The sequence below is a fragment of the Gymnodinialimonas sp. 202GB13-11 genome, assembly GCF_040932485.1.
Lineage (GTDB): Bacteria > Pseudomonadota > Alphaproteobacteria > Rhodobacterales > Rhodobacteraceae > Gymnodinialimonas > Gymnodinialimonas hymeniacidonis.
The window spans coordinates 460,421-485,142 of the sequence record NZ_JBFRBH010000001.1; the positions used below are offsets into that span (position 1 = coordinate 460,421).

Sequence of the window (24,722 nt, forward strand, 5' to 3'; positions counted from 1 at the left end):
CAGGCTGTTTGGCAAGGGATGGGGTGACGCTCGCCGATGGCTTCGCCCCACCCGCCATCCCGCGCTCAAGTCTGTATGACCTGCGCCTCGCGCCGGATCGTGTAAAGGATTGCGACCACGCCAAGCACCGAGGTCGTGAGCATCATGATCAGCAGGGGATACGCGCTGTCGCCACCGGTGAGCGCGACGCCTGCAAGTGCAGACAAGCTGGCGCCACCGGCCAACATGATTGCGCCGCCAAGACCTGAGGCCGTGCCCGCCAGGTGGGGGCGGACCGACAGCATTCCCGAGGTCGCGTTGGGCAGGACCATTCCGTTGCCCAGGCCCACAAAGGTCGTGAAGCCAAAGAACACATAGGCATTATGGTAGCCCGCGAAGAACAGCAGAAGCGCGGCGCCGAGGCCAATCACTGTTATGAGGGCGCCGTAGAGGATCATGCGGTTAATGCCTAGGGCCGTTGAATAGCGCCCTGAAATGCCGTTTCCGAAAAAATAACCCAGGGCGGGCGCGCCGAAGAAAAGGCCAACTTGCGCGGCGGAAAGACCGAACACTTCGGACCCGACAAACGGTGCGCCGCCGAGGTAAGAGAAGAAGGCGCCGGAGGCAAACGCGGCGCAGGCGCAATAGCCCCAGAAACGGCGCGAGGCGAGCAGTTCAGGATATTCACGGAATTGCGCGGCGAAGCTGGAAGAGGTGGTTTGCGCAGTTTCCCCCAGATCGCGGTGGATCAGGCCAAGGACCAACACGCCAAGCACCAGCAGCAACCAGAAGTTCGCTTGCCAACCCAGGGTCTGGTCAAGGAAGCCGCCGATTGCAGGGCCTATCATGGGCACAATCGCCATACCCATGGTCACGTAGCCTATTTGAGAGGCGGCGTTTTCGGCGTCGTTCATATCGCGGACGACGGCGCGGCCGAGCACAAGGCCAACCACGACGACCGCCTGCATCATGCGAAACAGAAGAAAGGTTTCGATATTTGGTGCGAGCAGGCAGCCAAGCGTCGCCAGAAGAAAGAGGACAAAGCCGCCAAGCAGAACGGGACGGCGGCCGAAGCGGTCTGAGATGGGGCCAATCAGCACTTGCAGCACCGCGTTCACCCCGAGGTAGAGCGAGACGGACAACTGCATCACGCGATATTCAGTGTCGAAGAACGTGGTCATTGCGGGCAGCGATGGCAGGAAGATGTTCATCGACAGCGCGCCAAGGCCCGTGATCACGATCAGCGTGAAAATGTGCGGAGGGGTGGTGCGATCCAGAAACCGAACCGGTCTGTGTGTGCTCATGCAGGCAGGGGTAGGGGAGGCGTGGAGAGAGGTCCAGTGCCGAGAAAGGTGTATACCGGTTTGCGAGTTTGCAAAACATGATCATCTGGCGCAAGAAAATTTGCAAATATTCAGGATAGTGCTGGCCGATGCTGCGGCGCAGCTTTAGGTTCCGTCCCAATTCAAAGGGAGTTGGGACATGAAAGATATCGTCGAACAGCTGGAAGACCGTCGCGGCCAAGCCCGATTGGGGGGTGGCGAAAAGCGAGTTGCCGCTCAGCACGCAAAGGGCAAGCTGACGGCACGTGAACGCATCGAACTGCTGCTCGATGAGGGCTCGTTCGAAGAATACGATATGTTCGTCGCCCACCGTGCGACTGAGTTCGGGATGCAGGCCAATAGACCGCCCGGCGATGGTGTCGTCACAGGCTGGGGCACGGTGAACGGGCGCCAGGTTTACGTGTTCAGCCAGGATTTTACGGTCCTCGGTGGCTCCGTCTCCGAAACCCATGGTCAAAAAATCTGCAAAATCATGGATATGGCGATGCAGAACGGCGCGCCGGTGGTGGGGATCAACGATTCCGGCGGCGCGCGCATTCAGGAAGGCGTCGACAGCCTCGCGGCTTACGGTGAAGTGTTCCAGCGCAACATCGAGGCCTCGGGCGTGGTGCCGCAGATTTCGATGATCATGGGGCCCTGTGCGGGTGGTGCGGTTTATTCACCTGCCATGACGGACTTCATCTTTATGGTGAAGGACTCCTCTTACATGTTCGTGACAGGCCCCGATGTGGTGAAAACGGTCACGAACGAAGTTGTGACGGCTGAAGAACTTGGCGGTGCATCGACGCACACCAAGAAATCCTCCGTCGCAGATGGTGCCTTTGAGAATGACGTTGAAGCCTTGTCCGAGGTGCGCCGTCTCATCGACTTTCTGCCGCTGTCCAACCGCGAAAAGCCCCCCGTCCGCCCATTCTTCGACAGCCCGGACCGTATCGAGGAAAGCCTGGATACGCTGGTGCCCGCAAACCCAAACCAGCCTTACGACATGAAGGAATTGATCGAGAAGATCGCGGATGAGGGCGATTTCTATGAAATCCAGCGCGATTTCGCGGGCAACATCATCACCGGGTTCATCCGACTTGAGGGTCAGACCGTTGGTGTGGTGGCAAACCAGCCGATGGTGTTGGCAGGAGTTCTCGACATCGACAGCGCCAGGAAAGGCGCGCGGTTTGTGAGGTTCTGCGACTGCTTTGAAATCCCGATTCTGTCACTGGTGGATGTGCCCGGCTTCCTCCCCGGGACGGCGCAGGAATATGACGGTGTGATCAAGCACGGTGCGAAGCTGCTGTTCGCATATGGTGAGGCGACGGTGCCGAAGGTCACGGTCATCACGCGTAAAGCCTATGGCGGCGCGTATGTGGTGATGGCGTCCAAGCATCTGAAAGCAGATGTGAATTACGCTTGGCCCACCTCTGAGATTGCGGTGATGGGGGCCAAGGGTGCAGTGGAGATCCTGCATCGCGCGGATTTGGGGGATGCCGATAAAATCGCGGCCCATACGGCGGAATATGAGGATCGTTTCGCAAATCCGTTCGTCGCCGCAGAACGGGGGCATATCGATGAAGTCATCCAGCCCCATTCGACGCGCCGCCGCGTTTGCCGCGCGTTCGCCGCTCTGCGCCGCAAGAAGCAGGATCGGCCCTGGAAGAAACACGACAACATTCCGCTCTGAGGGGAGGCAAAATGGCTCGAATTCTCCTTCTGATCGCAGGTCTTGGCTTGATCGGTGCTGCCGCCTACTGGTTCCTTGCGGCGCCGAGTGCAGCGGAGATTTGTCCGCTTGATGACAGCCGCACTGCCCCGTCGGGGCGGACTTTGGACCTGTGTGACGTGGTTTACGAGATACAGCCCAACAATGATGTGTGGGCGGTGGTGCGTGTGTTAGATGCCGGATTGCAGGCCAATGCGGGCCAAGATGACCATGATTGGGTCTGCGAAACCTGGGGTCTTGCGGCGATGGAAAAAGAGCCGCGGCCGACACGGGTTGTGGTGCAGATCATGGCCGAGCCGTTTGTGCGCGGTGAGCCTGCGCCGGGGATAACTCAGGCGATCGAGGCGTACTCTGCCCCGGGTGACACTTGCCAGTGGGAGCTTTTGTGATGCGCTCTCAGTTCTTTAGTCTGCGAAGCTCAACCACCCCGTCTGGTGATGCAGTTGAGTCACAGACGCCATTCCTTTGTGGAAAGGTCTGTGGAGAACTTCGCAGTCGATGTATCGTCCCTGCTAGCTGCACACATGCAGCTGTACCTCGGATCGTGGCCGGGACATCCGGCCAACAGCCAGCTGGCCCGGTCACACCGCGAGGCAAAAAGAAGAAGAAAACGGCACGGGCGGAATTGCAGACGCCACCCATGTCGCTACGGCAGGTCGTAAGGCACTATCCCCCAGTGTGCCTGAGCAGACCGTTTCCCCTAACCGGGCGAGGCGTGAGCCTTGCCCGGTTTTTCCATGGGGGCGTTCGCCCATGTTGAAGCACCGAGGCTTTCCCGGGCGGCTTCCGGGGACGGATTACCAGTTCACGATTCGGCGCGACAACAAAGCGGGTGCGACCAAGCTGGTTGCCCGCGAACGCTTCGCGGATCGCAAACCTGCGGACCGTCGCGCGGATGCAGGGTTCATGGAAGCGCTGTGGATGTATTTTGGAGATGAGCCGTTCGAGCGCGGCAATCTGGACGCTGGCCGGTTGAGTTGGTTGTTTGGCCGTGAGGTCATTGCGGCTGAAGACCCGTTTGATCCTGAAAGCTACGACGCGCTTCTACGCATCGACGAGGGCCGCGCCCGTGCTTCGTTTCCCGAAGCCTTCGATGGCACCGGCATTTGGGAGGGGTGATCGGCATGTTTTCGCCATCGGTTAACCAATTTGAGCGGGGCGTCGCGCACACCGCAACGCGGGCGTCTGCCCCTCTTTCGCGCACTGCGAATCCTGTCATGGTCATCGTGCCGACCACTGTCCCCAGTTGTTTTTACCCGGTCGGCACCCACAAGACGTGTTACCCTTCCCCTTTAAGGCGGTCGGCTGGTTTCCCCAACCGACCGCCTTTTTTTGCCCAAAAGCGCCCGGAGGAAATCCGGACTTATCCACAGGGCAATCCGGGTGTAAAAGCGGTTACACGAGGTAATTCGACAGGAGACGCATCAAAATGCGCACCAAACTCACCATTACTGCAGTCTTCACGGCCATGCTTGCCGTTTCGGGCTGTGTCGCATCGGATCTCGAACGGGCGGGCGTTGGCGCCGTTGTCGGCGGCGTCGGAACGGCCGTTGTCGGCGGATCGGTCGCCACGGGCGTTGTTGTGGGCGCAGCCGCGGGCGCGCTGTGCGACGACGTCAACCTGTGCTGAATTAAACGCCGGGGCCACGCGCCCCACCACATCTGAATTCGAAGGCCATCAGGGTGCTGCCAGCACCCCGGTGGCCTTTTTCGTTTGCGCGGGCGGCAAGACCCGCAAGGAAGGGACGTAAGATATGTTCAAGAAGCTGCTGATCGCAAACCGGGGCGAGATTGCCTGCCGTGTTATCAAAACTGCAAAGCGAATGGGGATCCCCACCGTTGCCGTTTATTCCGACGCTGACGCGCAGGCGCTGCACGTAAAGATGGCCGACGAGGCCGTGCATATCGGCCCGCCGCCCGCCGCGGAAAGCTATATCGTGATCGACAAGATCATGCAGGCCATCCGCGACACGGGCGCCGATGCGGTGCACCCGGGCTACGGCTTCCTGTCCGAGAACAAGGTCTTTGCTGAAGCGTTGGAGGCCGAGGGCGTCGCGTTCGTTGGCCCGCCCGCCAGCGCGATTGAAAGCATGGGCGACAAGATCACCTCCAAGAAAATCGCGGCGGAGGCCGGGGTGTCCACGGTGCCGGGCCATATGGGCCTGATCGAGGACGCGGCCGAGGCCATAAAGATCTCGGGCGAGATCGGCTATCCGGTGATGCTCAAAGCATCTGCTGGCGGTGGCGGAAAGGGTATGCGGATCGCATGGAACGAAGGCGAAGTGGCCGAGGGTTTTCAGGCGTCAAAAAACGAAGCGGCGTCCAGCTTTGGCGATGACCGCATGTTCATCGAAAAGTTCGTGACCCAACCGCGCCATATCGAAATTCAGGTTCTGGCCGACAAGCATGGCAATGCGATTTATCTTGGCGAACGCGAATGCTCGATCCAGCGTCGCAACCAGAAAGTCATCGAAGAGGCCCCGTCACCGTTCCTCGATGAGGCCACCCGCAAAGCCATGGGGGAGGAGGCTGTCGCGCTCGCCAAGGCCGTTGGCTATACCAGTGCGGGCACGGTGGAATTCATCGTCGATGGCGAACGGAATTTCTACTTCCTTGAGATGAACACCCGCCTTCAGGTGGAACATCCGGTGACGGAGCTGATCACCGGCGTCGATCTTGTTGAGCAGATGATCCGCGTCGCGGCAGGGGAAACGCTCCCGATGGCCCAGGAAGATGTCACGCTGACGGGGTGGGCGATTGAAAGCCGCCTTTATGCCGAGGACCCTTATCGGAACTTCCTGCCCTCCATAGGGCGCCTGACGCGCTATCGTCCGCCGGTCGAGGTCGCCGCAGGCCCGATGCTGACCAACGGCAAATGGCTGGAAGACGGCCCCCAGGGCGAGACGGCGGTTCGTAACGATACCGGCGTTTATGAGGGCGGTGAGATCAGCATGTACTACGACCCTATGATCGCTAAGCTGTGCTCGTGGGGCAAAGACCGCGACGCGGCGCTTGAGGCGATGCGCGTGGCGCTCGATGGGTTCGAGGTGGAAGGGATCGGCCACAACCTGCCCTTCCTGAGCGCCGTGATGGACCATCCGAAATTCGCCAGCGGTGACATGACCACAGCCTTCATCGCCGAGGAGTATCCCGATGGCTTTGAGGGCGTCGACCTGCCTGATGACGCTAAGCGCCGGGTGGCGGCGGCAGCGGCTGCGATGCACCGGGTTGCTGAGATCCGCCGCACTCGCGTTTCGGGGCGCATGGACAACCATGAACGCCATGTGGGCGATGAATGGGTTGTGAAGTTTGGTGGCGAAATCCCGTGGCCGCTTGTCGTTAAGGGCGATCACGATGGAAGCACGATCACCTTTGCCGATGGCGCCCAGATGCGGGTCGAAGGCGATTGGGTGCCGGGACAAAGCCTTGCACGGATGACGGTCGACGCCGCTCCTCTGGTTTTGAAAGTCGACAAGATCCCCTCCGGCTTCCGGCTGCGGACCCGCGGCGCGGACCTGAAGGTGACGGTTCGTACCCCGCGTCAAGCTGAGTTGGCCGAGAAGATGCCTGAAAAACTGCCGCCCGATACTTCGAAGATGCTGCTCTGCCCAATGCCCGGCCTTGTCGTGAAGGTCGATGTAGAAGAGGGGCAGGAGGTGCAGGAAGGCCAAGCGCTTTGCACTGTTGAGGCCATGAAGATGGAGAACATCCTGCGCGCTGAGAAGAAGGGCGTGGTCAGCAAGATCAATGCAGGCGCGGGCGACAGCCTTGCCGTGGATGACGTGATTATGGAGTTCGAATGATCCAGTGACCGACTGGGACGCACGCATATGGCAGGCGGTCATTGCCGGCGTATTCATCGGATCAGGATGGTTCGTGAATGGCTGGCTGGATCGCCGTGCAGCGTCTGCGCTCAGGCGCGAAAAGCTGCGCGATATGCATCGTGCGATCTATGCGGAGATCGGGAACTATTTGGCGAACCTGTGGGATGAGGACCGGCTTCAGGCCTATGCCGACGCTATGCTAGACCGGATGCGGGCGGACGCGGAATTCATCCCCTTCATCCCGCGTGAGAAAAGCGACACCTTGTTTGAGGCGTTCACGACCGAAATCCATGTTCTGCCGCGATATACGATTGACCCGATCGTGGCCTATTACAGCCAAGTAAGGGCGATTTCATCGCTGATCGACGACATGCGAGGGGATGGCTTCAAGGCCATGACGCAGGATCGCCGGATGGCGATGTACGCCGATTACATTGAGATGAAAAAGCAGGCGCTTCAGTTCGGTCGCTACGCGAACGCAATGATCACTGCCTATGCCGAGGGCGGCGCAGATCGTGCGAAAGCCGAAGCCAAACGTTTCAGTAACCCGGTTGCGGACCCGTCCGACCGGTCACAGGGATAGGTGTGTAGGTGTTCTTGTCCATGACACATCCATTCGTTGCTGATGCTTTGAACATAGAGCGTCGTGGCCATTCTCACAAGGATTGCCGGATTTATCCGCCTTGCCGAAGCTCTTCCTGCCGTAGCTGGAAGTTGTCGATGGCACGGATGATCTCACGCACGTCGCGCGGGGCGGGACGGCGCAAACCGACTGTGCCGTCCTTTGAGATCACGACAATGGAAAAACCGCGCGGCCGGAGGGCCGTGCGAATGTCCGACCGTGCTGATGGGTCAGTGTCGACAATGATGACGACGTCCCGCTCCAGCAGGGCATCGCCGCGTTCGGTCAGCAATTCCATTTGCTCGACAAAGCGAGGATCGGCGGGTGTATCGGCAAAAACGACGATCGGCCGCGCGACCCACTGGAATTCCTCCAGCGTCAGGCCTGCTGCATCGCGCGGGGCCAATGGGTCGACTTCGGCCACGACACCTTCGTCCGGGGCGTCGTCGGCCATGGCGATGGTCGCATCGCTTGCTTCCTGCGCCGCCACAGGCAACGGGGAAAGGGCCAGAAGGGCCAAGAGAAACAGGCTGTTGGGTCGCATGGGTCCTCCAGTTGCAACAGATATAGGCAGGCGCGCGTGGATTTCGAAGGGATTAACGCACCAGAATGTGACGTTGACCGGATATTCATGGATTTGGCGGAATTTGGGCTGGAGCACGCCCCGGATTCAGCCAAAGGCCCATGCGATGGATGTGATCCTTCATGTCGGCGCACACCGCACCGCCACGACAACCTTCCAGCACCATCTTGCCGCAAATCGCGGGGCTTTGCGTGCTGCGCGGGCGACCTATTGGGGGCCAAAGGTTGTGCGCGGTGGCCTGTTTCGCACGATGTCTGGCGGCACCGATCCAATCCTGCCATGGCAAGCCAAACGCGCGGCGAAACGGGCGGCCTTGCGGAGCGAAGCCTTGCGGCAGGATGGCATAAAGCGCTTGATCATCAGTGATGAGAACATGTTGGGCAGCCTGCGCAACGTGTTGGAGGATACGCTGCTCTACCCCGGCGCCGGGCGGAGGATTGCTGAATTTGCGCAGGGGTTTCAGAAGCATAACCTCACGATTGGCTTAGGCGTGCGGTGTTATTCGCATTGGTGGACCTCGGCCCTGGCATTTCGCCTGATGCGGGGCGGGCCCTTGCCCCGGGCCGATTTGCGCGAACGGATGGTTACGCAACCGCGCCGCTGGCGGCACATTGTCGAAGAGATCGCGCGTGCGGTTCCGGATGCGCGGTTGGTGGTTTGGACACATGAGGCGCTGTCGTCGGCGCCGCACCTCCAACTGCACGCCTTGGCCGATATCGCGACAATCCCGGCAAGCCTGCCGATCCTGAATGCGGCCCCGCGTGGGACTGAAGTCCGACGGTTCATGACCGATTGCGGCCTGAATGCGGAAGAATTCACCTGGCCCGACAACCGTTTCATGCCGTTTGAGATGCATGAGGCCGACGCATTGCGCGCCCAATACCAAGACGACCTGACCTGGCTGGCCGAAGGGGCTGGCGGGTCGGCCGATTATATCGATGCGATGTCGGCACAGACCGACGCGCAGACAGTTGAAGGAAGAGGATCATCCGATGACGGAGAACACCGATACTTGGCGTGAGCTGGCCGAAAAGGAACTGCGTGGGCGTCCCCTCGATGACCTGACCTGGAACACGTTGGAAGGCATCGACGTGAAGCCGCTCTACACTGCGGCGGATGTCGAAGGTCTTGGCCATGTCGGCACTTTGCCCGGCTCTGCGCCGTTTACGCGGGGTGTGAAGGCCACGATGTACGCGGGTCGTCCGTGGACGATCCGGCAATATGCGGGCTTTTCGACAGCGGAGGAATCCAACGCCTTCTACCGGCAGGGTCTGGCAGCAGGCCAGCAGGGGGTCTCGGTCGCCTTCGATCTGGCAACGCACCGCGGCTATGACAGCGATCATGAGCGCGTGGTTGGCGATGTCGGCAAGGCCGGTGTGGCGATCGACAGCGTCGAGGATATGAAGATCCTGTTCGACGGTATCCCCCTCGATAAGGTCTCCGTCTCGATGACGATGAACGGCGCGGTGATCCCGGTTCTGGCGTCTTTCATCGTGGCGGGGGAAGAGCAGGGGCACGACAAGGCGCTTTTGGCCGGAACGATCCAGAACGACATCCTGAAAGAGTTCATGGTGCGGAACACCTATATCTATCCGCCCGAACCTTCGATGCGCATAATCTCGGACATCATCAGCTACACCTCTGATAACATGCCGAAATTCAACTCTATCTCGATCTCCGGCTATCACATGCAGGAGGCCGGCGCGAACCTGGTGCAGGAGCTCGCCTATACCATTGCCGATGGCCGCGAATACGTCCGAGCCGCGATGGAGGCGGGCATGGATGTTGATAAATTCGCCGGCCGACTGAGCTTCTTCTTCGCCATCGGCATGAACTTCTTCATGGAAATCGCGAAGCTGCGCGCCGCGCGAACGCTCTGGCACCGCGTCATGACTGACTTCGGGGCGAAGTCTGAACGTTCCAAGATGCTCCGCACCCATTGCCAGACCTCTGGCGTGAGCTTGCAGGAGCAAGACCCCTACAACAACGTCGTGCGCACCGCGTTCGAGGCGATGAGCGCGGTTCTGGGCGGCACACAGTCGCTGCACACGAACAGCTTTGATGAGGCCATCGCGCTCCCCACGGAATTCTCAGCCCGGATCGCCCGCAATACGCAGCTGATTTTGCAGGAAGAAACTGGTGTCACAAAGGTCGTCGACCCGCTGGCAGGCTCCTACTACATCGAAAGCCTCACCAATGAGCTGATCGAAAAGGCCACCGTTCTGATGGACGAGGTCGAAGAGATGGGCGGCATGACCAAGGCCGTCGCCTCGGGCCTGCCCAAATTGCGGATCGAGGAAAGTGCCGCCCGCCGTCAGGCCATGATCGACCGGGGCGACGAAGTGATCGTCGGCGTCAACAAGTACCGCAAGGACAGCGAGGACCCGATCGATATTCGCGAGATCGACAACAGTGCCGTCCGCGAAGCACAGGTGGCGCGCCTTGAACGGATCCGGGCAGAGCGGGACAGCGCGGCCTGCGATGCTGCATTGGCGGAACTGGAACGTGTGGCGAAGGAAGGCGGCAACCTGCTTGCTGCCGCAGTTGAGGCTGCGCGGGCACGCGCAAGCGTGGGGGAAATCAGCATGGCGATGGAAAAGGTGTTCGGACGTCACCGCGCCGAGGTGAAGACATTGGCGGGTGTCTATGGCTCGGCCTATGAGGGCGACGAGGATTTCGCGGCCATTCAGGGTGAGGTTGAAACTTTCGCCGAAGCCGAGGGCCGTCGCCCCCGGATGCTGGTCGTGAAGATGGGTCAGGATGGCCACGACCGGGGCGCGAAAGTGATCGCCACCGCCTTTGCCGATATCGGTTTCGACGTAGATGTCGGCCCATTGTTCCAGACACCGGAGGAAGCCGCGCAAGATGCCATCGACAATGATGTGCACGTGATCGGGATTTCGTCACAGGCGGCGGGCCACAAGACCCTCGCGCCGAAATTGATCGAGGCGCTGAAGGCCGAAGGGGCGGGGGACATCATCGTCATCTGCGGCGGGGTCATCCCGCAGCAAGACTACGACTTCCTGATGGAGGCAGGTGTGGCGGCGATCTTCGGGCCGGGCACGCATATTCCATCGGCGGCGCGCGATATTCTGCGGCTGATCGGAGAGACGCGAAGTTAGGATGGCGGGAGCGAGGGGCCAGCCCCTCGCACTCCCCGAGGTATTTTCAAAACAAGGAAGCAGCGGCCTCTAGCCTAGGTGCCCGGTTCCTCAATGATGTAGTCTTCCCACTCTTCTTCGGGGATCTCGAATTCCGGCACTGTTATGCCGCGTACTGAAACCCCGGCTTTGTGGACGGAGTCCGGATCGCCTGAGATCAGCGGGTGCCAGTGGTAGAGTGGCTTGCCCTCGTGCAGCAACCGGTAGGCGCAGGTCTCGGGCATGAAATAGGCGACATCGCCCATCGTCTGCGGCGTCAGTTGGATGCATTCCGGCACCAGCGTCTTGCGGATCTCGTATTGCCCGCACCGGCATGTCTCGTCATCCAGCAAGCGGCAGGCCACGCGGGTCAGTGCCACCTCTTGCGTGTCTTCGTCCTCCAGCTTGTTCAGGCAACACTTGCCGCAGCCATCGCACAGCGCCTCCCATTCCTCGGAGGTCATCTTGTCCATGGGTATGCGCGTCCAGAATTCTTTCCTCATGCGCGCAGGGCCGCACGTGCGGCGGCTGAGTCCGCGTCCATCTGGACGATCAGCGCATCAAGGCTATCAAAATTGGCCTCTCCACGCAGGTAAGAGACCAGGCCAACAGACAGATGCGTCCCGTAGAGGTCGCCCTTAAAGTCGAACAGGAAAGTCTCAAGGTTTGGCGTTTCCAATTCGAACATCGGACGGAAGCCGAGGTTGGCCACACCACCATAGGTGCCTGCATGGGGACCGTCTCGCACCTCGACGGTGACTGCATAGACGCCGGGTTTCGGCACGTGCAGCCCATCTAGATTCATGTTCGCGGTCGGATAACCCAACTCACGCCCACGCTTTTCGCCGTGCAGAACGGGGCCTTCGATCCTATGCCAATGGCCGAGCATTTCGGCGGCGTCTGCGGGGCGCCCATCGCTCAGGGCTTGTCGGATTGCGGTGGACGAAACGGCCCCCGTGTCGCCTTCCAGCAAAGTGGCGATGGTCACGTCGAAGCCATGTTGCTTGCCCAGGTCTTGCAGCATCTCCGCATCGCCGCCGCGCTCTTTTCCAAACCGGAAGTCCGCGCCGACAACGGCGTGGCTGATGCCCAGACCTTCCACCAGAACCGTCGCAACGAAATCCTCTGCCGAAAGGCTCATCAGCCTCGTGTCGAATGGCAATTCAGCCAGCAGGTCAACGCCCAGTTTTTCCAACCGATTGGCGCGGGCGGCGGCATTCATCAGGCGAAAGGGCGGGGCATCGGGCGCGAAAACCTCGCGGGGATGGGGTTCGAACGTCACCACACCCAGCGGCGCATCGAGGCGTTTGGCCAGCCCGAGCACGTGCTGATGGCCCCGGTGCACGCCGTCGAAATTGCCGATTGCGACAGAGGCACCCCGATCCCGGGCTTGGGCATATTGATAATCACGCAGGACTCGCATGGGCGGCAGTTAGGCCAGAGGCCCGCGAAAGTGCAAGGCGCGGCTTAGTCGAATTTGCCGGACGGGGCGAGGACGGTCGCTTCACCCTTCAGCACCACGGTTTCGCCAACCCGCGCTTCGGTCTGCAACTGCACGCGGCGGCGGGCATAGTCGATGGACAGGACCGTCACAATCGCTTCCACGGCGTCGCCGGGCCGGACGGGGGCCATGAATTTCAGCGTCTGGCCAAGGTAGACGGTGCCATGACCCGGAAGCTGCTCCCCAATCACGGCAGAGATCAGACCTGCCGTCAGCATCCCATGGGCAATCCGCCCCTCGAAAATCGTGTCCCGGGCGTAGCTGTCATCCAGGTGCACAGGGTTCCGGTCGGTCGAGACCTCTGCAAACATCTCGATATCCTGATCGGTCACGATCTTCGTCAGCGAGCGGGTCATCCCCACTTCAAGGTCTTCGACGACGATGGTGCCGGTGTTGATATTGTCGAGCATGTGCAGGCCCTCCTCGACCGCTACATAGGGCGATTCAGGGGTATTCTGCAATGCAGAAAGTAACAAAGTGTGAATTTTGTCGCGCCTGTCGCAACTTTGTTGCGTGTTGAATTATCGCAGGTAACCGATGGAATAGGTTGGCTCCAGCTGCGCATCGGTCAGAAAACGTGCCAGTTTCGATGGGTCAGGCTGCACGTCCGTGCCGGTTTCTTCGCGCGCTAGACCACCCGTGATAAAAAGCGTGTCTATGTTTTCGCCAATTCCGCCGGGGATATCGGTGACGATCCCATCACCAATCGCGAGGATGCGATCATCGGACGTGCCTTTGCCCATCTGTGTCAGGCGACGGCGCGCAAGGTCGTAGATCGGGGGATGGGGCTTGCCGAAGTAAAGGCTCTCGCCGCCCATCTCGGTGTAAAGCTGAGCCAAAGCCCCTGCACACCATTCGCGGCTTTCGCCCCTATCAACCACGATATCCGGGTTCGCACAGAGCAATTTCAACCTCTTCGTCTTGGCGAGCAAGAACTGCGGGCGCATGACGGACGGATCGGCATGGGGATCGAACGGACCAGTGCAGACAATCCCTTCGGCCTGATCCAATTCGACACGCTCGATGTCGACGGCATCCTCGATCAGCTCCATCTTTTCGAAGAAGGGCGCGTCGTGCGGTTCACCGATATGCCAGACCTTTTCGCCCACCGCACCGGTCAGCATCGCAGCCCGCGCGCTGTCACCGGACGTCGCAATAACATCCCAGCAATCGCGTGGCACGCCGATCCGGTCAAGCTGAGTGGCAACGGAAGCGCGGGGGCGGGGGGCGTTTGTCAGCAAAAGGACCGTGCCGCCTTGGGTTTTGAACGCCCGCAAGGCTTCCACCGCTTCGGCGAAGGGTTCGACACCATTGTGGACGCAGCCCCAAAGGTCGCAGAAGACCGCATCATACATGCCTGAGATTTCGGCGAGATTTTCAATGATACGTGTCATGTCCGTGCTCCGCTATGATGGGCGGAGACTTAGGGCATAGGTCGGGCGGCTTCTAGCGGAAGATGCAGTTGACGCCCGTCCAGATCGCTTCAACGCGCGCGCCGTCCTCGGTCAATAGCCCATAAAGACCTGCGCTGTCAAACTCCGTGCCCAGACCACTTTCGAAAAAGCTGACGCCGCCCGGCGTGGTCAGATTGCTTGTGGGCGCGCCGTGCCAAAGGCCGGAGTCGGTCGAAAGCAGGTCGCCGGTTCCCAGAAACCAGCCGGCGAAACGATCATTCTCGAACATCAGGGTGATGTCGCGCGGCCAATCTGCCGAAACCATCGGTCCGGCACCGCATTCCTGTGGGAACGTGACATCGACTTCCCACCCGAAAATGCCGATCAGCCCGTGCATCGTATCCTGAAAGCCCGTGCCGAACGGAATCTCCGCGCGCGCGGTTCCATCCTCGCTTGCCACCGACAGACCGCGTGCCGTGGGCGTGACGATATCACTTTCGCTCGGCCAATAGGTATCGGCGGCGGCGGGCAGGGTGAGGGTGGCGATCAGGGCGCCGATCAAGGGAATGCGCATAGGAACCTCCGGGGTGCTGGCAATAGCCTGCGCCCCGAAGCTGCTTTTTGGCAAGGCGGGTTTCCCCGCCTTCACCATCACACGGCGAGGTTCGGGATGATCTGTTTCTTGCGGCTGACGATTCCAGGCAGGACAACCTGATCTGCGTCGCCGACGACGGTTGCAAAGCTTTTCTCCGCCACGCCCTTCGTCAGGTCATTGGGCACCAGCATCGTGGCTTCTTCTTTGAGAATGTCGACCACGAACAGCAAAACCTGATCGGCACCGTCTTCTTCGGCTACCTTCGGCATGGTCTGCATCAGCGATGCTTTGCGGTCCAGAACGGTGCCGGGCGACGTCGTTTCTAAGACGCTCACGCGGAAGGTCTTACCGCCGACCTCGTAGGTCTTGCTGTCCATCCGCAGAAGTTCCGCGTCCGAGAATGCAGACACATCGGACTTTGCTGCGAACATCTCGGCCGCGTAGTCAGGGATGTCGATGCCCAGATCCTTGGCCAGATCCTCCGCAATCGCACGATCTTCCTGCGTCGTGGTGGGTGAGCGGAATTCGAGCGTGTCGGACAAGATGCAGCTCAGCATCGCACCTTTGATGTTTTCGGGGGCCTGCGCCATGTGCTTGCCGATCATCTTCCACATGATCGTGGCCGTGCAGGCCAGCGGTTCAATGCGGATGTCGATTGGGCCTTTGGTTTCCAGCCCGCCAACCAGCTTGTGATGGTCGATGATGCCTTGAATGTCGGCTGCGTTGATGTCTTCGGGCAATTCGCCGGGGTTATTGGTGTCCACGATCACCACAGGCGTATCGGCGGCAACGCTGTCGATGATGCGCGGCTTGTCCAGCTTCCAACGCTCCAGCACGAAGGCGGCCTCGGTGTTGGGCTCGCCCAGTAGAACAGCTTCGGCAGCGGTGTTTTTGATTTGGTTGAGGTACCAGGCCCAGATGATGGGCGATCCTGTGGAATCGGTGTCGGGGGATTTGTGGCCAAAAACCAAGGTGGTCATGATCGGAAACCTTCGCGTCAGGGGCGGAATTTTGCGCCCTTCTAGCGGCGAGCCTTGCGGATGTCACGGGGCGCGCACGGCGTCGCGGAAGACGCAATGCGCGCGGCTGGAAAAATGCAGCGAAACTATTGGTGGATGCTGTGGTGCCGGGCCTTGACTCACTTTTTTCATCTCCCTATCTCTCCGTCGTTGTCACTCTCCATAGGCGAGTGACAACACACAACAGAGAGACATTCCGATTTCGGAAAAGAGGAGAGGCCGAAAATGGCATTCAAACCGCTTCATGACCGCGTTCTGGTCCGCCGTGTTGAATCGGACGAAAAGACCGCTGGCGGTCTGATCATCCCCGATAGCGCAAAAGAAAAGCCGTCTGAGGGCGAAGTCGTCGCAACCGGCGAAGGCGCCCGCAAGGACAGCGGCGAACTGATCGCAATGGCCGTTAAAGCAGGCGACCGTATCCTGTTCGGCAAGTGGTCCGGAACCGAAGTCACCGTCGAAGGTGAAGAGCTTCTGATCATGAAGGAATCGGACATCCTCGGCGTTATGGCCTGAGCGTTCGATCCCCACGACACGAAGACAAATCCAGATTAAGGAGCCAGCATCATGGCAAAAGACGTCCGTTTTGATACCGACGCGCGCAATCGCATGCTCAAGGGTGTGAACACCCTGGCCGATGCCGTCAAAGTCACCCTCGGCCCCAAAGGCCGCAACGTTGTGATCGAGAAATCCTTCGGCGCCCCGCGCATCACGAAGGACGGTGTCTCTGTCGCTAAAGAGATCGAGCTTGAAGATAAGTTCGAAAACATGGGCGCGCAGATGGTGAAGGAAGTCGCTTCCCGCACCAACGATGAAGCCGGTGACGGCACCACCACCGCGACCGTTCTGGCTCAGGCCATCGTCCGCGAAGGCATGAAATCGGTTGCCGCCGGCATGAACCCGATGGACCTCAAGCGCGGTATCGACCTCGCCGTGTCCAAGGTGATCGAAAACATCAAAGGCGCCGCCCGCGAAGTTGCAGACAGCGATGAAGTCGCCCAGGTCGGCACCATCTCCGCCAACGGCGAAGCTGAAATCGGTCGTCAGATCGCGGACGCGATGCAGAAAGTCGGCAATGACGGCGTCATCACCGTGGAAGAGAACAAAGGTCTTGAGACCGAGACCGAAGTTGTCGAAGGCATGCAGTTCGACCGTGGCTACCTGTCGCCCTACTTCGTGACCAACCCCGACAAGATGATTGCAGAGCTCGAAGACTGCATGATCCTGCTGCACGAGAAAAAGCTCTCGTCTCTGCAACCGATGGTTCCGCTGCTGGAAACTGTCATCCAGTCGGGCAAGCCGCTTTTGATCATCGCAGAAGACGTCGAAGGCGAAGCGCTGGCGACCCTCGTGGTCAACAAGCTGCGCGGTGGCCTGAAGATCGCAGCCGTCAAGGCACCGGGCTTCGGTGATCGTCGCAAGGCGATGCTGCAGGACATCGGCATTCTGACCGGCGGTCAGGTGATTTCCGAAGACCTCGGCATGAAGCTGGAAAACGTCACGATGGACATGCTCGGCACCGCCAAGCGCATCACCATCACCAAGGACGAGACCACTGTCATCGACGGCAACGGCAACAAAGCCGAGATCGAAGCGCGCGTCGCCCAGATCCGTGGCCAGATCGAAGACACGACCTCCGACTACGACCGTGAGAAGCTGCAGGAACGTGTGGCCAAGCTCGCCGGTGGTGTGGCTGTCATCCGCGTGGGCGGCATGACCGAAGTCGAAGTGAAAGAGCGTAAGGACCGCGTCGACGACGCCCTGAACGCAACGCGTGCTGCCGTTCAGGAAGGCATCGTAGTGGGCGGTGGTGTTGCTCTGGTTCAGGGTGCCAAGGCGCTTGAAGGCGTTTCGGGTGAGAACGCTGACCAGAACGCTGGCGTCGCCATTGTGCGCCGCGCGCTGGAAGCACCGCTGCGCCAGATCGCCGAAAACTCCGGCGTCGACGGCTCGGTTGTGGCTGGAAAAATCCGTGAATCGGACGACAGCAGCTTCGGCTTCAACGCTCAGACCGAGGAATATGGCGACCTGTTCAAGTTCGGCGTCATCGACCCGGCCAAGGTGGTCCGCACCGCTCTGGAAGACGCAGCATCTGTTGCGGGCCTCCTGATCACGACGGAAGCCATGGTTGCCGACAAGCCAGCCAAAGAAGGCGCAGGCGCTGCTGGCGGCGGCATGCCCGACATGGGCGGCATGGGCGGCATGATGTAAGAAACGAATTCGCGTTCGCGAATTCGGTCGCACCCTGAGAAGGGAACGCCTCAGAAAATACGAAAGGCCCGCCTCGGCGGGCCTTTTGCTGTTCAAAAACAAACCGCTTCCCCGTCAACACCGGTTTTGCGCACTTGCTCCTATCCTCTCTGCTAAAGTGAGGTGTCATTGGATTTTACGGGAGCTCTCATGCCTATTTCATCGAAAAGCCTTTTCCTCGCGATCGCGGTTCTGGGCGTCACCGCATTCCCCGCGTTCGCCTGTCCAACCGGCAAAGCCGTGGAAATTGAATGGAACGGCAGCCAATTCGCGGGCCAGGTCCTCGATGGCCCGGACGCGCAGGGCCATTGCCTTGTCAGCTATGACGGCTGGGACGAAAGCTGGAACGAATGGGTCGCCGTCAGTCGGATCACGAACCTCGATGTCGCGCCATCTACGCCTGCCGCATGTCCCGCCGGGGCCTCACGCCAGATCGAATGGAATGGCAGCCTGTGGGATGGCACGATCCTTGAAGGGCCGAATGCAACGGGCGAATGCTATGTCACCTATGAAGGCTGGGATGACAGCTGGAACGAATGGGTCGGTCCCGACCGCATCCAGGCCGCCACCGCCCCCGCGGGTGCGTCCTGCCCAGTCGGCCAGACTCTCGAGATCGAATGGAACGACACCTGGTGGGACGGCTCTGTGCTGGAAGGTCCGGACGCCCAAGGCCACTGCCTTGTCACTTACGATGGCTGGGACGCGACGTGGAACGAATGGGTTTCCACCGACCGGTTGCGCGGGGCGGAATAGCCCTCACTACACGAGCAGTTTAACGGGGCGCAGTTATGCGCCCCTTTTCTTTTGCACGCCCCCCTGCCAGACCTCGGGCATGACACGAGCCCTTTCCCTTCGCCTGACCGGTGCACAGGTCCTTCGCCCTGACGGATTGGGCGAAGGCCCGGTTGCCATAGCAGATGGCGTGATCGTCGATGCCGGATCGCGCGAAGTGGATGCCAGTGGCTACATGATCCTGCCCGGCATCATCGACCTGCACGGCGACGGGTTCGAACATCACATGGCCCCGCGCCGTGGCGCGCAAACCAACCCGCAACTGGGCCTGCGTGCGGTGGAGGCGGAATTGGCCGCTAACGGGATCACGACTGCCGTCCTCGCACAATTCTTTTCATGGGAAGGGGGGATGCGTGGCCCTGATTTCGCAGAGGCTCTGATCGCCGCCGTCGGAGCCTACAGCGCAGCCCTTGATCTACGCATTCAGTTGCGGTTCGAACTGTCGCTTCTGGAAGAATTCGACCGCGTCAAAGCCCTGATCGAACGTGAAAAGATTGGCTATGTTGTCCTTAACGACCACCTCAACCACACAGCCCTTGCGGCGGGAAAGCGTCCGCCCCGTTTGGTCGGGCAGGCCCTCAAGTCGGGCCGGTCGCCCGAAGACCATATGGCGCTTCTGACCCGGTTACACGAACAAACCCCGGCGGCGCTTCAGGCTCTTCCAGATCTCACAGCATGGATGGCTGAACGCGGCATCAAGATCGGAAGCCACGACGATGCGACGCCTGAGGGCCGCGCAGAGTTTCGGGCCATGGGGGCAACCATTGCCGAATTTCCCGAAACCCGCGCGGCGGCAGTTGCCGCAAAGGCCGCTGGTGACGCAGTTATCATGGGCGCGCCCAACGTCGTGCGGGGCGGCTCGCATGACGGCAAAATCGCCGCAACCGAACTGATCGCAGACGGCCTCGTCGATGCGCTCGTCTCAGACTACCACTACCCAGCCCCCCACCGCGCTGCACTGGCGCTTTGGGGCAAGGGAATGGCACTGCACGACGCTTGGGCGCTGATCTCCGGCGGTCCGGCGCAAGTTATGGGCTGGACGGATCGCGGAACGATTGAAGCGGGCAAACGCGCCGATCTGATCGTGATGGAGGCCAAGACGCACCGCATTGAGGGCGTGTTCTGCGCCGGGCGTGCCGCCCACCTCAGCGGCGCATTCGCCGCCAGGCTGATCGGGGGCTGACATGCGGCTTGTGTTGCTTACTTGTGTGGTTCTGATTGCTTTCGCCTCGAACTCGATCCTCAATCGCATGGCCGTAGGCAATGGCGAGATCGACGCCATAGCCTTCGCCGTCATCCGCGCGATTGCAGGCGCGGTGATGCTGGCGGCATTGGTTCTGGTCCAACGCCGGGGCCTGCCGGTCTTCCACCGCGCGCGGTGGGTGGGCGCGGGCAGTCTGACGCTCTACCTGATCGGCTTTTCCATCGCCTATATCCAGATCGACGCGGGCCTCGGCGCGCTGCTGCTGTTCGGTGGTGTGCAAGTCACGATGTTCGCGGGCGCATTGGCGGGCGGAGAGCGCCCTCCGGTCCGCCGCTGGGTCGGGGCGGCCATGGCGCTGGGTGGGCTGGCTTGGCTCAGCTGGCCGTCTGGGGAGGCTGCGGTACCGGGCATCGCCGTGATCGCCATGCTGGCGGCAGCAGTCGGCTGGGGCATCTACAGCCTTGCCGGGCGCACAGCCACAGACCCGATGGCCGAGACCGGAGCGAATTTCATATGGTCAGTGCCACCGCTGATCCTCCTCACCCTTCTGCGCCCTGCACAAATTGACGGGGTGGAGACCACGACCAATGGCATCCTGCTCGCCATCGTCGCGGGCGCGATCACCTCGGGCCTCGGCTACGCTTTGTGGTACAGTGTTCTGCCGAAACTCGGCGGCACGGTCTCAGCGCTCTTGCAACTGGCAGTCCCTATCATCGCCATGGCGGCGGGCTTCGTGATTCTGGGTGAGGGCTTGACGTGGCGCATGGTTGGGGCGGCGGCGGTCACTCTGGGCGGCGTTGCCTACGGCCTTGGCGCGTTTCAGCGCAGGATCGGCTCCAAACGGTCGTAGAAGACCGTATCGCCCCACGCGATCTCCGGCAGACTGTCGGGCTTGTAACGCAGGCCCGCCAATTCTTCCCGCGTCACCAGATGCCGTTTGGTCACGACACCCTCAGGGTCTGTCCAAGGCTGCAACGGCTCCCCGGCTAATAGAGACACTCGGAAATAGACGTCCACCTGATGAAAGTCGCGGCCCGGATCGTGGAATTCGTTTATTAGACACGGCGCACCGACCGAAATCTCCAGCCCTGTCTCCTCATGAAATTCTCGCTTTAGATTGTCCTCGAGCGAGGCATGGGGTTCAGCCCCGCCTCCGGGTGCGCAAAGCAAATCGGATGTGCCCCCCGGCCATGCGTTCACAAGCATGAGGCGGTTTTCGATCAGCAATAGGCCGCGGACAGCAAGGCGAATGGGGCGAGACATGAGCGCCACAGTTACGTTACGGCGCGGTAAGGGCAAGGCCCCTCGGAATTTCGCGAAGATCGCTTATGTTGGAGATATGCGCAAAGCCGTCCTCGCTACGTTCCTCGCACTTGCCCCGATGCCGGCTTTGGCCGAGTGCGTGGTCTTGCTGCACGGGTTGGGGCGCAGTGAGACGTCGCTGTTTTTACTGGAAGAAAGCCTCGAGGCCGAAGGGTTTACCGTTGTGAACGCCGGCTATCCCTCTACCCGCGCGGCGATTGCGGAATTGGCGGAGCAAACTATACCCCCTGCGCTTGCCCAATGCGGTCTGCAACCGGTGCATTTCGTGACGCACTCCATGGGCGGCATCCTTGTGCGGTATTGGTTGGGTGAGCACGAGTTGGACCATCTAGGGCGCGTCGTCATGCTGGCCCCGCCCAACGGCGGATCGGAATTGGTCGATGTGTTGGGACCACTCGAGCCGTTCGAATGGTTGAACGGTCCGGCGGGGCAACAACTTGGCACGGGCGAAGGGGATCTGGTGAACCGGCTGGGCGACGTGAATTTCGAGCTTGGCGTGATTGCAGGCAATCGCAGCCTGAACCCGATCTATTCGGCGCTGATCCCTGGCCCGGATGATGGGAAGGTGGCCGTGGACAACACCGAAGTGGATGGCATGGCCGATCACATCGTTTTGCCGGTCACACACACCTTTATGATGAATAGCCCGCTAGTCTTGGCGCAGGTTGAGGCGTTCTTGGAGACCGGCAGTTTCGACCACGATCTGGGGGTGATCGAGGCGATTGGGGATCTGATCGAATAGCGGGCTCTGCCCCCGACGCGCTTTGTGCGCCTCCCCCGGAGTTTTCTGGCAAGATGAACGGGCAGATCAGGCGGCGCCCGTCACCCTGTTGATATGGCCCATCTTGCGACCGGGGCGTGTTTCCGCCTTGCCGTAGAGGTGAACCTGCACGCCGGGCTCCGCCGCCAGCGTAGCCGCACGCGCAACATCATCGCCGATCAGGTTCTCCATCACTACATTTGCATGGCGGCTTCCGTCACCGAGGGGCCAGCCGGTCACTGCGCGGATATGCTGTTCAAACTGGTCCACCGCGCAGCCCGCTTGCGTCCAATGGCCCGAATTGTGCACGCGTGGCGCGATTTCGTTCACGACAAGGCCCGCAGGGGTCACGAATAGCTCCACTCCCAGCACGCCCACATAGTCGAGCGCATTCAGGATCTGTGAGGCGATGAGGACTGCATCGGTTCGAAGGGGGGGCGCGATTTGGGCAGGCAGGGTGGTCGTCGACAGAATACCATTCTCATGCACGTTTTCGCCCGGATCATAGGCCGCGATGGCCCCATCTTGCCCACGTGCTGCGATAACGCTGATTTCTTTCGAGAAATCCACAAAACCTTCGGCAATGGCGGGCGCTCCTTCAAGGCTCGTGACGGCGGTTTCGGCCTCTTCCGCGGCCATCACGCGGGCCTGCCCCTTGCCATCATACCCAAAGCGGCGGGTCTTCAGGATTGCGGGCACGCCCGTCATTTTGAGATCGGCGTGGATGTCAGAGGTCACAGGCGCGAAAGGGGCGGTTTCCAAGCCCAGATCCCTCAGGAAACTTTTTTCGATCAGCCGGTCCTGGCTGACCTCCAGCGCACGGCGGTCGGGGAAAAGCGGCGTGGTCTCCGACAAAACGTCAAGTGCGTCGGCGGGGATGTTCTCGAACTCGAACGTGATGACGTCGCAGGCCTCGGCAAAGGTGCGCAAAGCATCGAGGTCATCATAGCCCGCTTTCGTCCAGGCATGGGCCACGTCGGCGGCGGGTGCGGCGCCGGGTTCAAAAATGTGGGTCTTGTAGCCAAGGCGGGCGGCCGCCATGGCCAGCATCCGGCCAAGCTGCCCACCGCCCAGAATACCGACCACGCTGCCGGAGGCGAGGGGTTCAGTCATCTTGCGGCTCCTCCGGGATCGACGCGCTCAGGTCGGCGCGCCATTGGTCCAGCCGGTCAGCCAGAGCCGGGTCTTCGTTGGCGAGGATTGCAGCCGCCATCAGGCCAGCGTTTGCGGCGCCGGCAGCCCCGATAGCCATGGTCGCCACCGGAAAACCGCGCGGCATCTGAAGGATGGAGTAAAGGCTGTCGACGCCCGAAAGCGCCTTGGTCTGCACAGGCACGCCGATCACCGGCACACGGGTTTTGGAGGCCACCATGCCAGGCAGATGCGCCGCCCCGCCCGCGCCCGCGATGATCGCTTTCAGGCCGCGATCGGCGGCATTCTTGCCAAAGTCCCACAGCCGGTCCGGGGTGCGGTGGGCTGAGACGATCTTTTTCTCGTAAGGCACGCCTAGCACGTCCAGCATCTCAGCCGCTTCGCGCATGGTGGGCCAATCCGATTGTGAGCCCATGATGATGGCGACCTGAACCATGGCCTATCCCTCTGACATCGTGAACTTTGGGGTATAGCGCAAAGGGGCGGCGGCGCAATTAGGCAATAATATCCGGCGTCAGTTCATCCTCGATCCGGGCAATCCGGTCTTTAAGGCGCAACTTTTGGGATTTGAGGCGCTTCAGAGTCAATTGATCAACTGTCACACGCTCACCAAGGGCATCGATGGCCTCATCAAGATCGCGGTGCTCGCGACGCAAAGCCTCAAGCTTCACGCGCAACACGTCTTCGTGGCTCATCTCAGATGGTGCAACCATAGCTGGTCCCTCGTTCCCCACAGCAAAGATAGGGGCATTCCACGTGCGCTCCAAGCCTTGATACCCTTGTTTTGCGATGGTCAGGCTCCCATATTTCAGTCATGGCCGTTGCCGAATGCGGGACGGGCTGAATTTGCAGATCGCTTGATCAAGGATGTGCGCGACATGACGAAACTGACCCTTGCCTCTCACCCCTACCTGCTGGGGTTTGATCAGTTGGAACGACTGGTCGAACGCACCGCGAAGTCGGGCAATGAAGGCTACCCCCCATACAATATCGAGCAACGCGGCGAGAATGCGTATCGCATCACGCTGGCTGTTGCGGGCTTTGCCGAAGATGATCTTTCGATCACTGTTGAAGATCGCCAGTTGGTCATCAGGGGCAAGCAAGCGCCGGTGGATGAGGAGCAGCTTTTCCTGCATCGCGGGATCGCCACGCGCCAATTCCAGCGCAGTTTCGTGCTGGCCGACGGGGTCGATGTGGCGGGCGCAGCGATGGAACACGGGCTGCTGCACGTGGATCTGACCCGGGCCGTACCCGACAGCGTGGTTCAGACAATCAAGATCGAAACCGGAGGTGCATCGTGATGACCGAAGACCAGATCAAATCAGGCGAGCGGCCCATCGTATATATCCGCGAGGTCTCGGTTTCTGACCTGCCGGACGAGGTGCAGGAGCGCGCGCAAGGCCTCGACACGCTCTACGCCATTGGCGGCGAGAATGGAGAGCAGATTGCACTGGTCAAGGACCGTGATCTCGCGTTCATCGTGGCCCGACAAAACGACATGAGCCCTGTCAGCGTGCATTAGGCCACGTAGGG

At 60.7% G+C, this 24,722-nt stretch carries 28 protein-coding genes; 16 read left to right on the plus strand and 12 right to left on the minus strand.

Going from position 1 to position 24,722, the window contains the following annotated elements; genetic code table 11:
* Positions 1-65: 65 nt before the first annotated feature.
* Positions 66-1,283 (minus strand): multidrug effflux MFS transporter, encoded by a 1,218-nt coding sequence (locus V8J81_RS02345; RefSeq protein WP_368474148.1) that lies wholly within the window; start codon positions 1,281-1,283, stop codon positions 66-68.
* A 178-nt stretch (positions 1,284-1,461) separates the two neighbouring features.
* Between V8J81_RS02345 and V8J81_RS02350 the strand changes: the two genes are divergently transcribed.
* The 6 genes from V8J81_RS02350 to V8J81_RS02375 all read left to right on the plus strand — a co-directional run bounded on the left by V8J81_RS02350 (position 1,462) and on the right by V8J81_RS02375 (position 7,440).
* A complete protein-coding gene (locus V8J81_RS02350) occupies positions 1,462-2,994 on the plus strand; it encodes an acyl-CoA carboxylase subunit beta (protein ID WP_368474149.1) in 1,533 nt (510 codons plus the stop codon).
* 11 nt (positions 2,995-3,005) lie between these two features.
* Positions 3,006-3,422 (plus strand): DUF6497 family protein, encoded by a 417-nt coding sequence (locus V8J81_RS02355; RefSeq protein WP_368474150.1) that lies wholly within the window; start codon positions 3,006-3,008, stop codon positions 3,420-3,422.
* Between the two features lie 364 nt (positions 3,423-3,786).
* Positions 3,787-4,152, plus strand: coding sequence for a hypothetical protein (locus V8J81_RS02360; RefSeq protein WP_368474151.1), 366 nt, complete (start codon positions 3,787-3,789; stop codon positions 4,150-4,152).
* Positions 4,153-4,462: 310 nt separating this feature from the next.
* The gene (locus tag V8J81_RS02365; RefSeq protein WP_368474152.1) at positions 4,463-4,663 is read left to right on the plus strand and encodes a hypothetical protein; all 201 of its coding nucleotides are present in this window, start codon (positions 4,463-4,465) and stop codon (positions 4,661-4,663) included.
* A 124-nt stretch (positions 4,664-4,787) separates the two neighbouring features.
* A complete protein-coding gene (locus tag V8J81_RS02370) occupies positions 4,788-6,836 on the plus strand; it encodes an acetyl-CoA carboxylase biotin carboxylase subunit (RefSeq protein WP_368474153.1) in 2,049 nt (682 codons plus the stop codon).
* Between the two features lie 4 nt (positions 6,837-6,840).
* Positions 6,841-7,440 (plus strand): hypothetical protein, encoded by a 600-nt coding sequence (locus V8J81_RS02375; protein WP_368474154.1) that lies wholly within the window; start codon positions 6,841-6,843, stop codon positions 7,438-7,440.
* 91 nt (positions 7,441-7,531) lie between these two features.
* Here the strand turns inward: V8J81_RS02375 and V8J81_RS02380 are convergent, their stop codons facing one another.
* Positions 7,532-8,023: a DUF4174 domain-containing protein gene (locus V8J81_RS02380; RefSeq protein ID WP_368474155.1), complete on the minus strand. Its 492-nt coding sequence runs from the start codon at positions 8,021-8,023 to the stop codon at positions 7,532-7,534.
* Positions 8,024-8,168: 145 nt separating this feature from the next.
* Here V8J81_RS02380 and V8J81_RS02385 point away from each other — a divergent pair, with 145 nt between their 5' ends.
* Positions 8,169-9,083, plus strand: a complete 915-nt coding sequence (locus V8J81_RS02385; RefSeq protein WP_368474156.1) for a hypothetical protein — start codon at positions 8,169-8,171, stop codon at positions 9,081-9,083.
* Positions 9,055-11,184: a methylmalonyl-CoA mutase gene (gene scpA / locus V8J81_RS02390; RefSeq protein ID WP_368474157.1), complete on the plus strand. Its 2,130-nt coding sequence runs from the start codon at positions 9,055-9,057 to the stop codon at positions 11,182-11,184. The genes V8J81_RS02385 and scpA overlap by 29 nt, the downstream gene beginning before the upstream one ends.
* A 74-nt stretch (positions 11,185-11,258) precedes the next feature.
* Here the strand turns inward: scpA and V8J81_RS02395 are convergent, their stop codons facing one another.
* The 6 genes from V8J81_RS02395 to V8J81_RS02420 all read right to left on the minus strand — a co-directional run bounded on the left by V8J81_RS02395 (position 11,259) and on the right by V8J81_RS02420 (position 15,672).
* On the minus strand, positions 11,259-11,705 hold the full coding sequence (locus V8J81_RS02395) for a YcgN family cysteine cluster protein (protein ID WP_368474158.1): 447 nt from the start codon (positions 11,703-11,705) through the stop codon (positions 11,259-11,261).
* On the minus strand, positions 11,702-12,625 hold the full coding sequence (locus V8J81_RS02400; protein WP_368474159.1) for a bifunctional riboflavin kinase/FAD synthetase: 924 nt from the start codon (positions 12,623-12,625) through the stop codon (positions 11,702-11,704). Before V8J81_RS02400 ends, V8J81_RS02395 begins: the two co-directional genes overlap by 4 nt.
* 44 nt (positions 12,626-12,669) lie before the next feature.
* Complete coding sequence (locus tag V8J81_RS02405) at positions 12,670-13,113, minus strand: MaoC family dehydratase (RefSeq protein WP_368474160.1); 444 nt, start codon at positions 13,111-13,113, stop codon at positions 12,670-12,672.
* Positions 13,114-13,224: 111 nt separating this feature from the next.
* Positions 13,225-14,097, minus strand: a complete 873-nt coding sequence (locus V8J81_RS02410; protein WP_368474161.1) for a TIGR01459 family HAD-type hydrolase — start codon at positions 14,095-14,097, stop codon at positions 13,225-13,227.
* Between the two features lie 52 nt (positions 14,098-14,149).
* Complete coding sequence (locus V8J81_RS02415) at positions 14,150-14,659, minus strand: hypothetical protein (RefSeq protein WP_368474162.1); 510 nt, start codon at positions 14,657-14,659, stop codon at positions 14,150-14,152.
* A gap of 89 nt (positions 14,660-14,748) precedes the next feature.
* Entirely contained in the window at positions 14,749-15,672 is a 924-nt protein-coding gene (locus tag V8J81_RS02420) for a manganese-dependent inorganic pyrophosphatase (protein WP_368474163.1), read from the minus strand.
* Between the two features lie 264 nt (positions 15,673-15,936).
* Here V8J81_RS02420 and V8J81_RS02425 point away from each other — a divergent pair, with 264 nt between their 5' ends.
* The 5 genes from V8J81_RS02425 (at position 15,937) to V8J81_RS02445 (ending at position 20,804) form a co-directional block, all read left to right on the plus strand.
* Positions 15,937-16,224: a co-chaperone GroES gene (locus V8J81_RS02425; protein WP_368474164.1), complete on the plus strand. Its 288-nt coding sequence runs from the start codon at positions 15,937-15,939 to the stop codon at positions 16,222-16,224.
* A 48-nt stretch (positions 16,225-16,272) separates the two neighbouring features.
* Complete coding sequence (gene groL / locus V8J81_RS02430; RefSeq protein ID WP_368477580.1) at positions 16,273-17,919, plus strand: chaperonin GroEL; 1,647 nt, start codon at positions 16,273-16,275, stop codon at positions 17,917-17,919.
* Positions 17,920-18,108: 189 nt separating this feature from the next.
* A complete protein-coding gene (locus V8J81_RS02435; protein WP_368474165.1) occupies positions 18,109-18,711 on the plus strand; it encodes an MBT domain-containing protein in 603 nt (200 codons plus the stop codon).
* Positions 18,712-18,790: 79 nt separating this feature from the next.
* A complete protein-coding gene (locus V8J81_RS02440; protein WP_368474166.1) occupies positions 18,791-19,933 on the plus strand; it encodes an alpha-D-ribose 1-methylphosphonate 5-triphosphate diphosphatase in 1,143 nt (380 codons plus the stop codon).
* Position 19,934: 1 nt separating this feature from the next.
* Entirely contained in the window at positions 19,935-20,804 is an 870-nt protein-coding gene (locus tag V8J81_RS02445) for a DMT family transporter (protein ID WP_368474167.1), read from the plus strand.
* On the opposite strand, the gene V8J81_RS02450 is transcribed toward V8J81_RS02445, so the two are convergent.
* Positions 20,774-21,217: an NUDIX domain-containing protein gene (locus V8J81_RS02450; RefSeq protein ID WP_368474168.1), complete on the minus strand. Its 444-nt coding sequence runs from the start codon at positions 21,215-21,217 to the stop codon at positions 20,774-20,776. The genes V8J81_RS02445 and V8J81_RS02450 overlap by 31 nt on opposite strands.
* Positions 21,218-21,293: 76 nt before the next feature.
* On the opposite strand from V8J81_RS02450, the gene V8J81_RS02455 reads away from it, so the two are divergent.
* Positions 21,294-22,019 carry an esterase/lipase family protein gene (locus V8J81_RS02455; RefSeq protein ID WP_368477581.1) on the plus strand — a complete coding sequence of 242 codons (726 nt, stop codon included), beginning with the start codon at positions 21,294-21,296 and terminating at the stop codon, positions 22,017-22,019.
* Between the two features lie 66 nt (positions 22,020-22,085).
* On the opposite strand, the gene V8J81_RS02460 is transcribed toward V8J81_RS02455, so the two are convergent.
* Genes V8J81_RS02460 through V8J81_RS02470 form a run of 3 tightly spaced genes read right to left on the minus strand, consistent with a single transcriptional unit; the run spans position 22,086 to position 23,902 of the window.
* A complete protein-coding gene (locus V8J81_RS02460; RefSeq protein WP_368474169.1) occupies positions 22,086-23,150 on the minus strand; it encodes a 5-(carboxyamino)imidazole ribonucleotide synthase in 1,065 nt (354 codons plus the stop codon).
* Positions 23,143-23,625 (minus strand): 5-(carboxyamino)imidazole ribonucleotide mutase, encoded by a 483-nt coding sequence (gene purE, locus V8J81_RS02465; protein ID WP_368474170.1) that lies wholly within the window; start codon positions 23,623-23,625, stop codon positions 23,143-23,145. Before purE ends, V8J81_RS02460 begins: the two co-directional genes overlap by 8 nt.
* Positions 23,626-23,683: 58 nt before the next feature.
* The gene (locus V8J81_RS02470) at positions 23,684-23,902 is read right to left on the minus strand and encodes a YdcH family protein (RefSeq protein ID WP_368474171.1); all 219 of its coding nucleotides are present in this window, start codon (positions 23,900-23,902) and stop codon (positions 23,684-23,686) included.
* Between the two features lie 165 nt (positions 23,903-24,067).
* Between V8J81_RS02470 and V8J81_RS02475 the strand changes: the two genes are divergently transcribed.
* Positions 24,068-24,490 carry an Hsp20 family protein gene (locus V8J81_RS02475; RefSeq protein ID WP_368474172.1) on the plus strand — a complete coding sequence of 141 codons (423 nt, stop codon included), beginning with the start codon at positions 24,068-24,070 and terminating at the stop codon, positions 24,488-24,490.
* Positions 24,490-24,711 carry a DUF1150 family protein gene (locus V8J81_RS02480; RefSeq protein WP_368474173.1) on the plus strand — a complete coding sequence of 74 codons (222 nt, stop codon included), beginning with the start codon at positions 24,490-24,492 and terminating at the stop codon, positions 24,709-24,711. The genes V8J81_RS02475 and V8J81_RS02480 overlap by 1 nt, the downstream gene beginning before the upstream one ends.
* Positions 24,712-24,722: the final 11 nt, after the last annotated feature.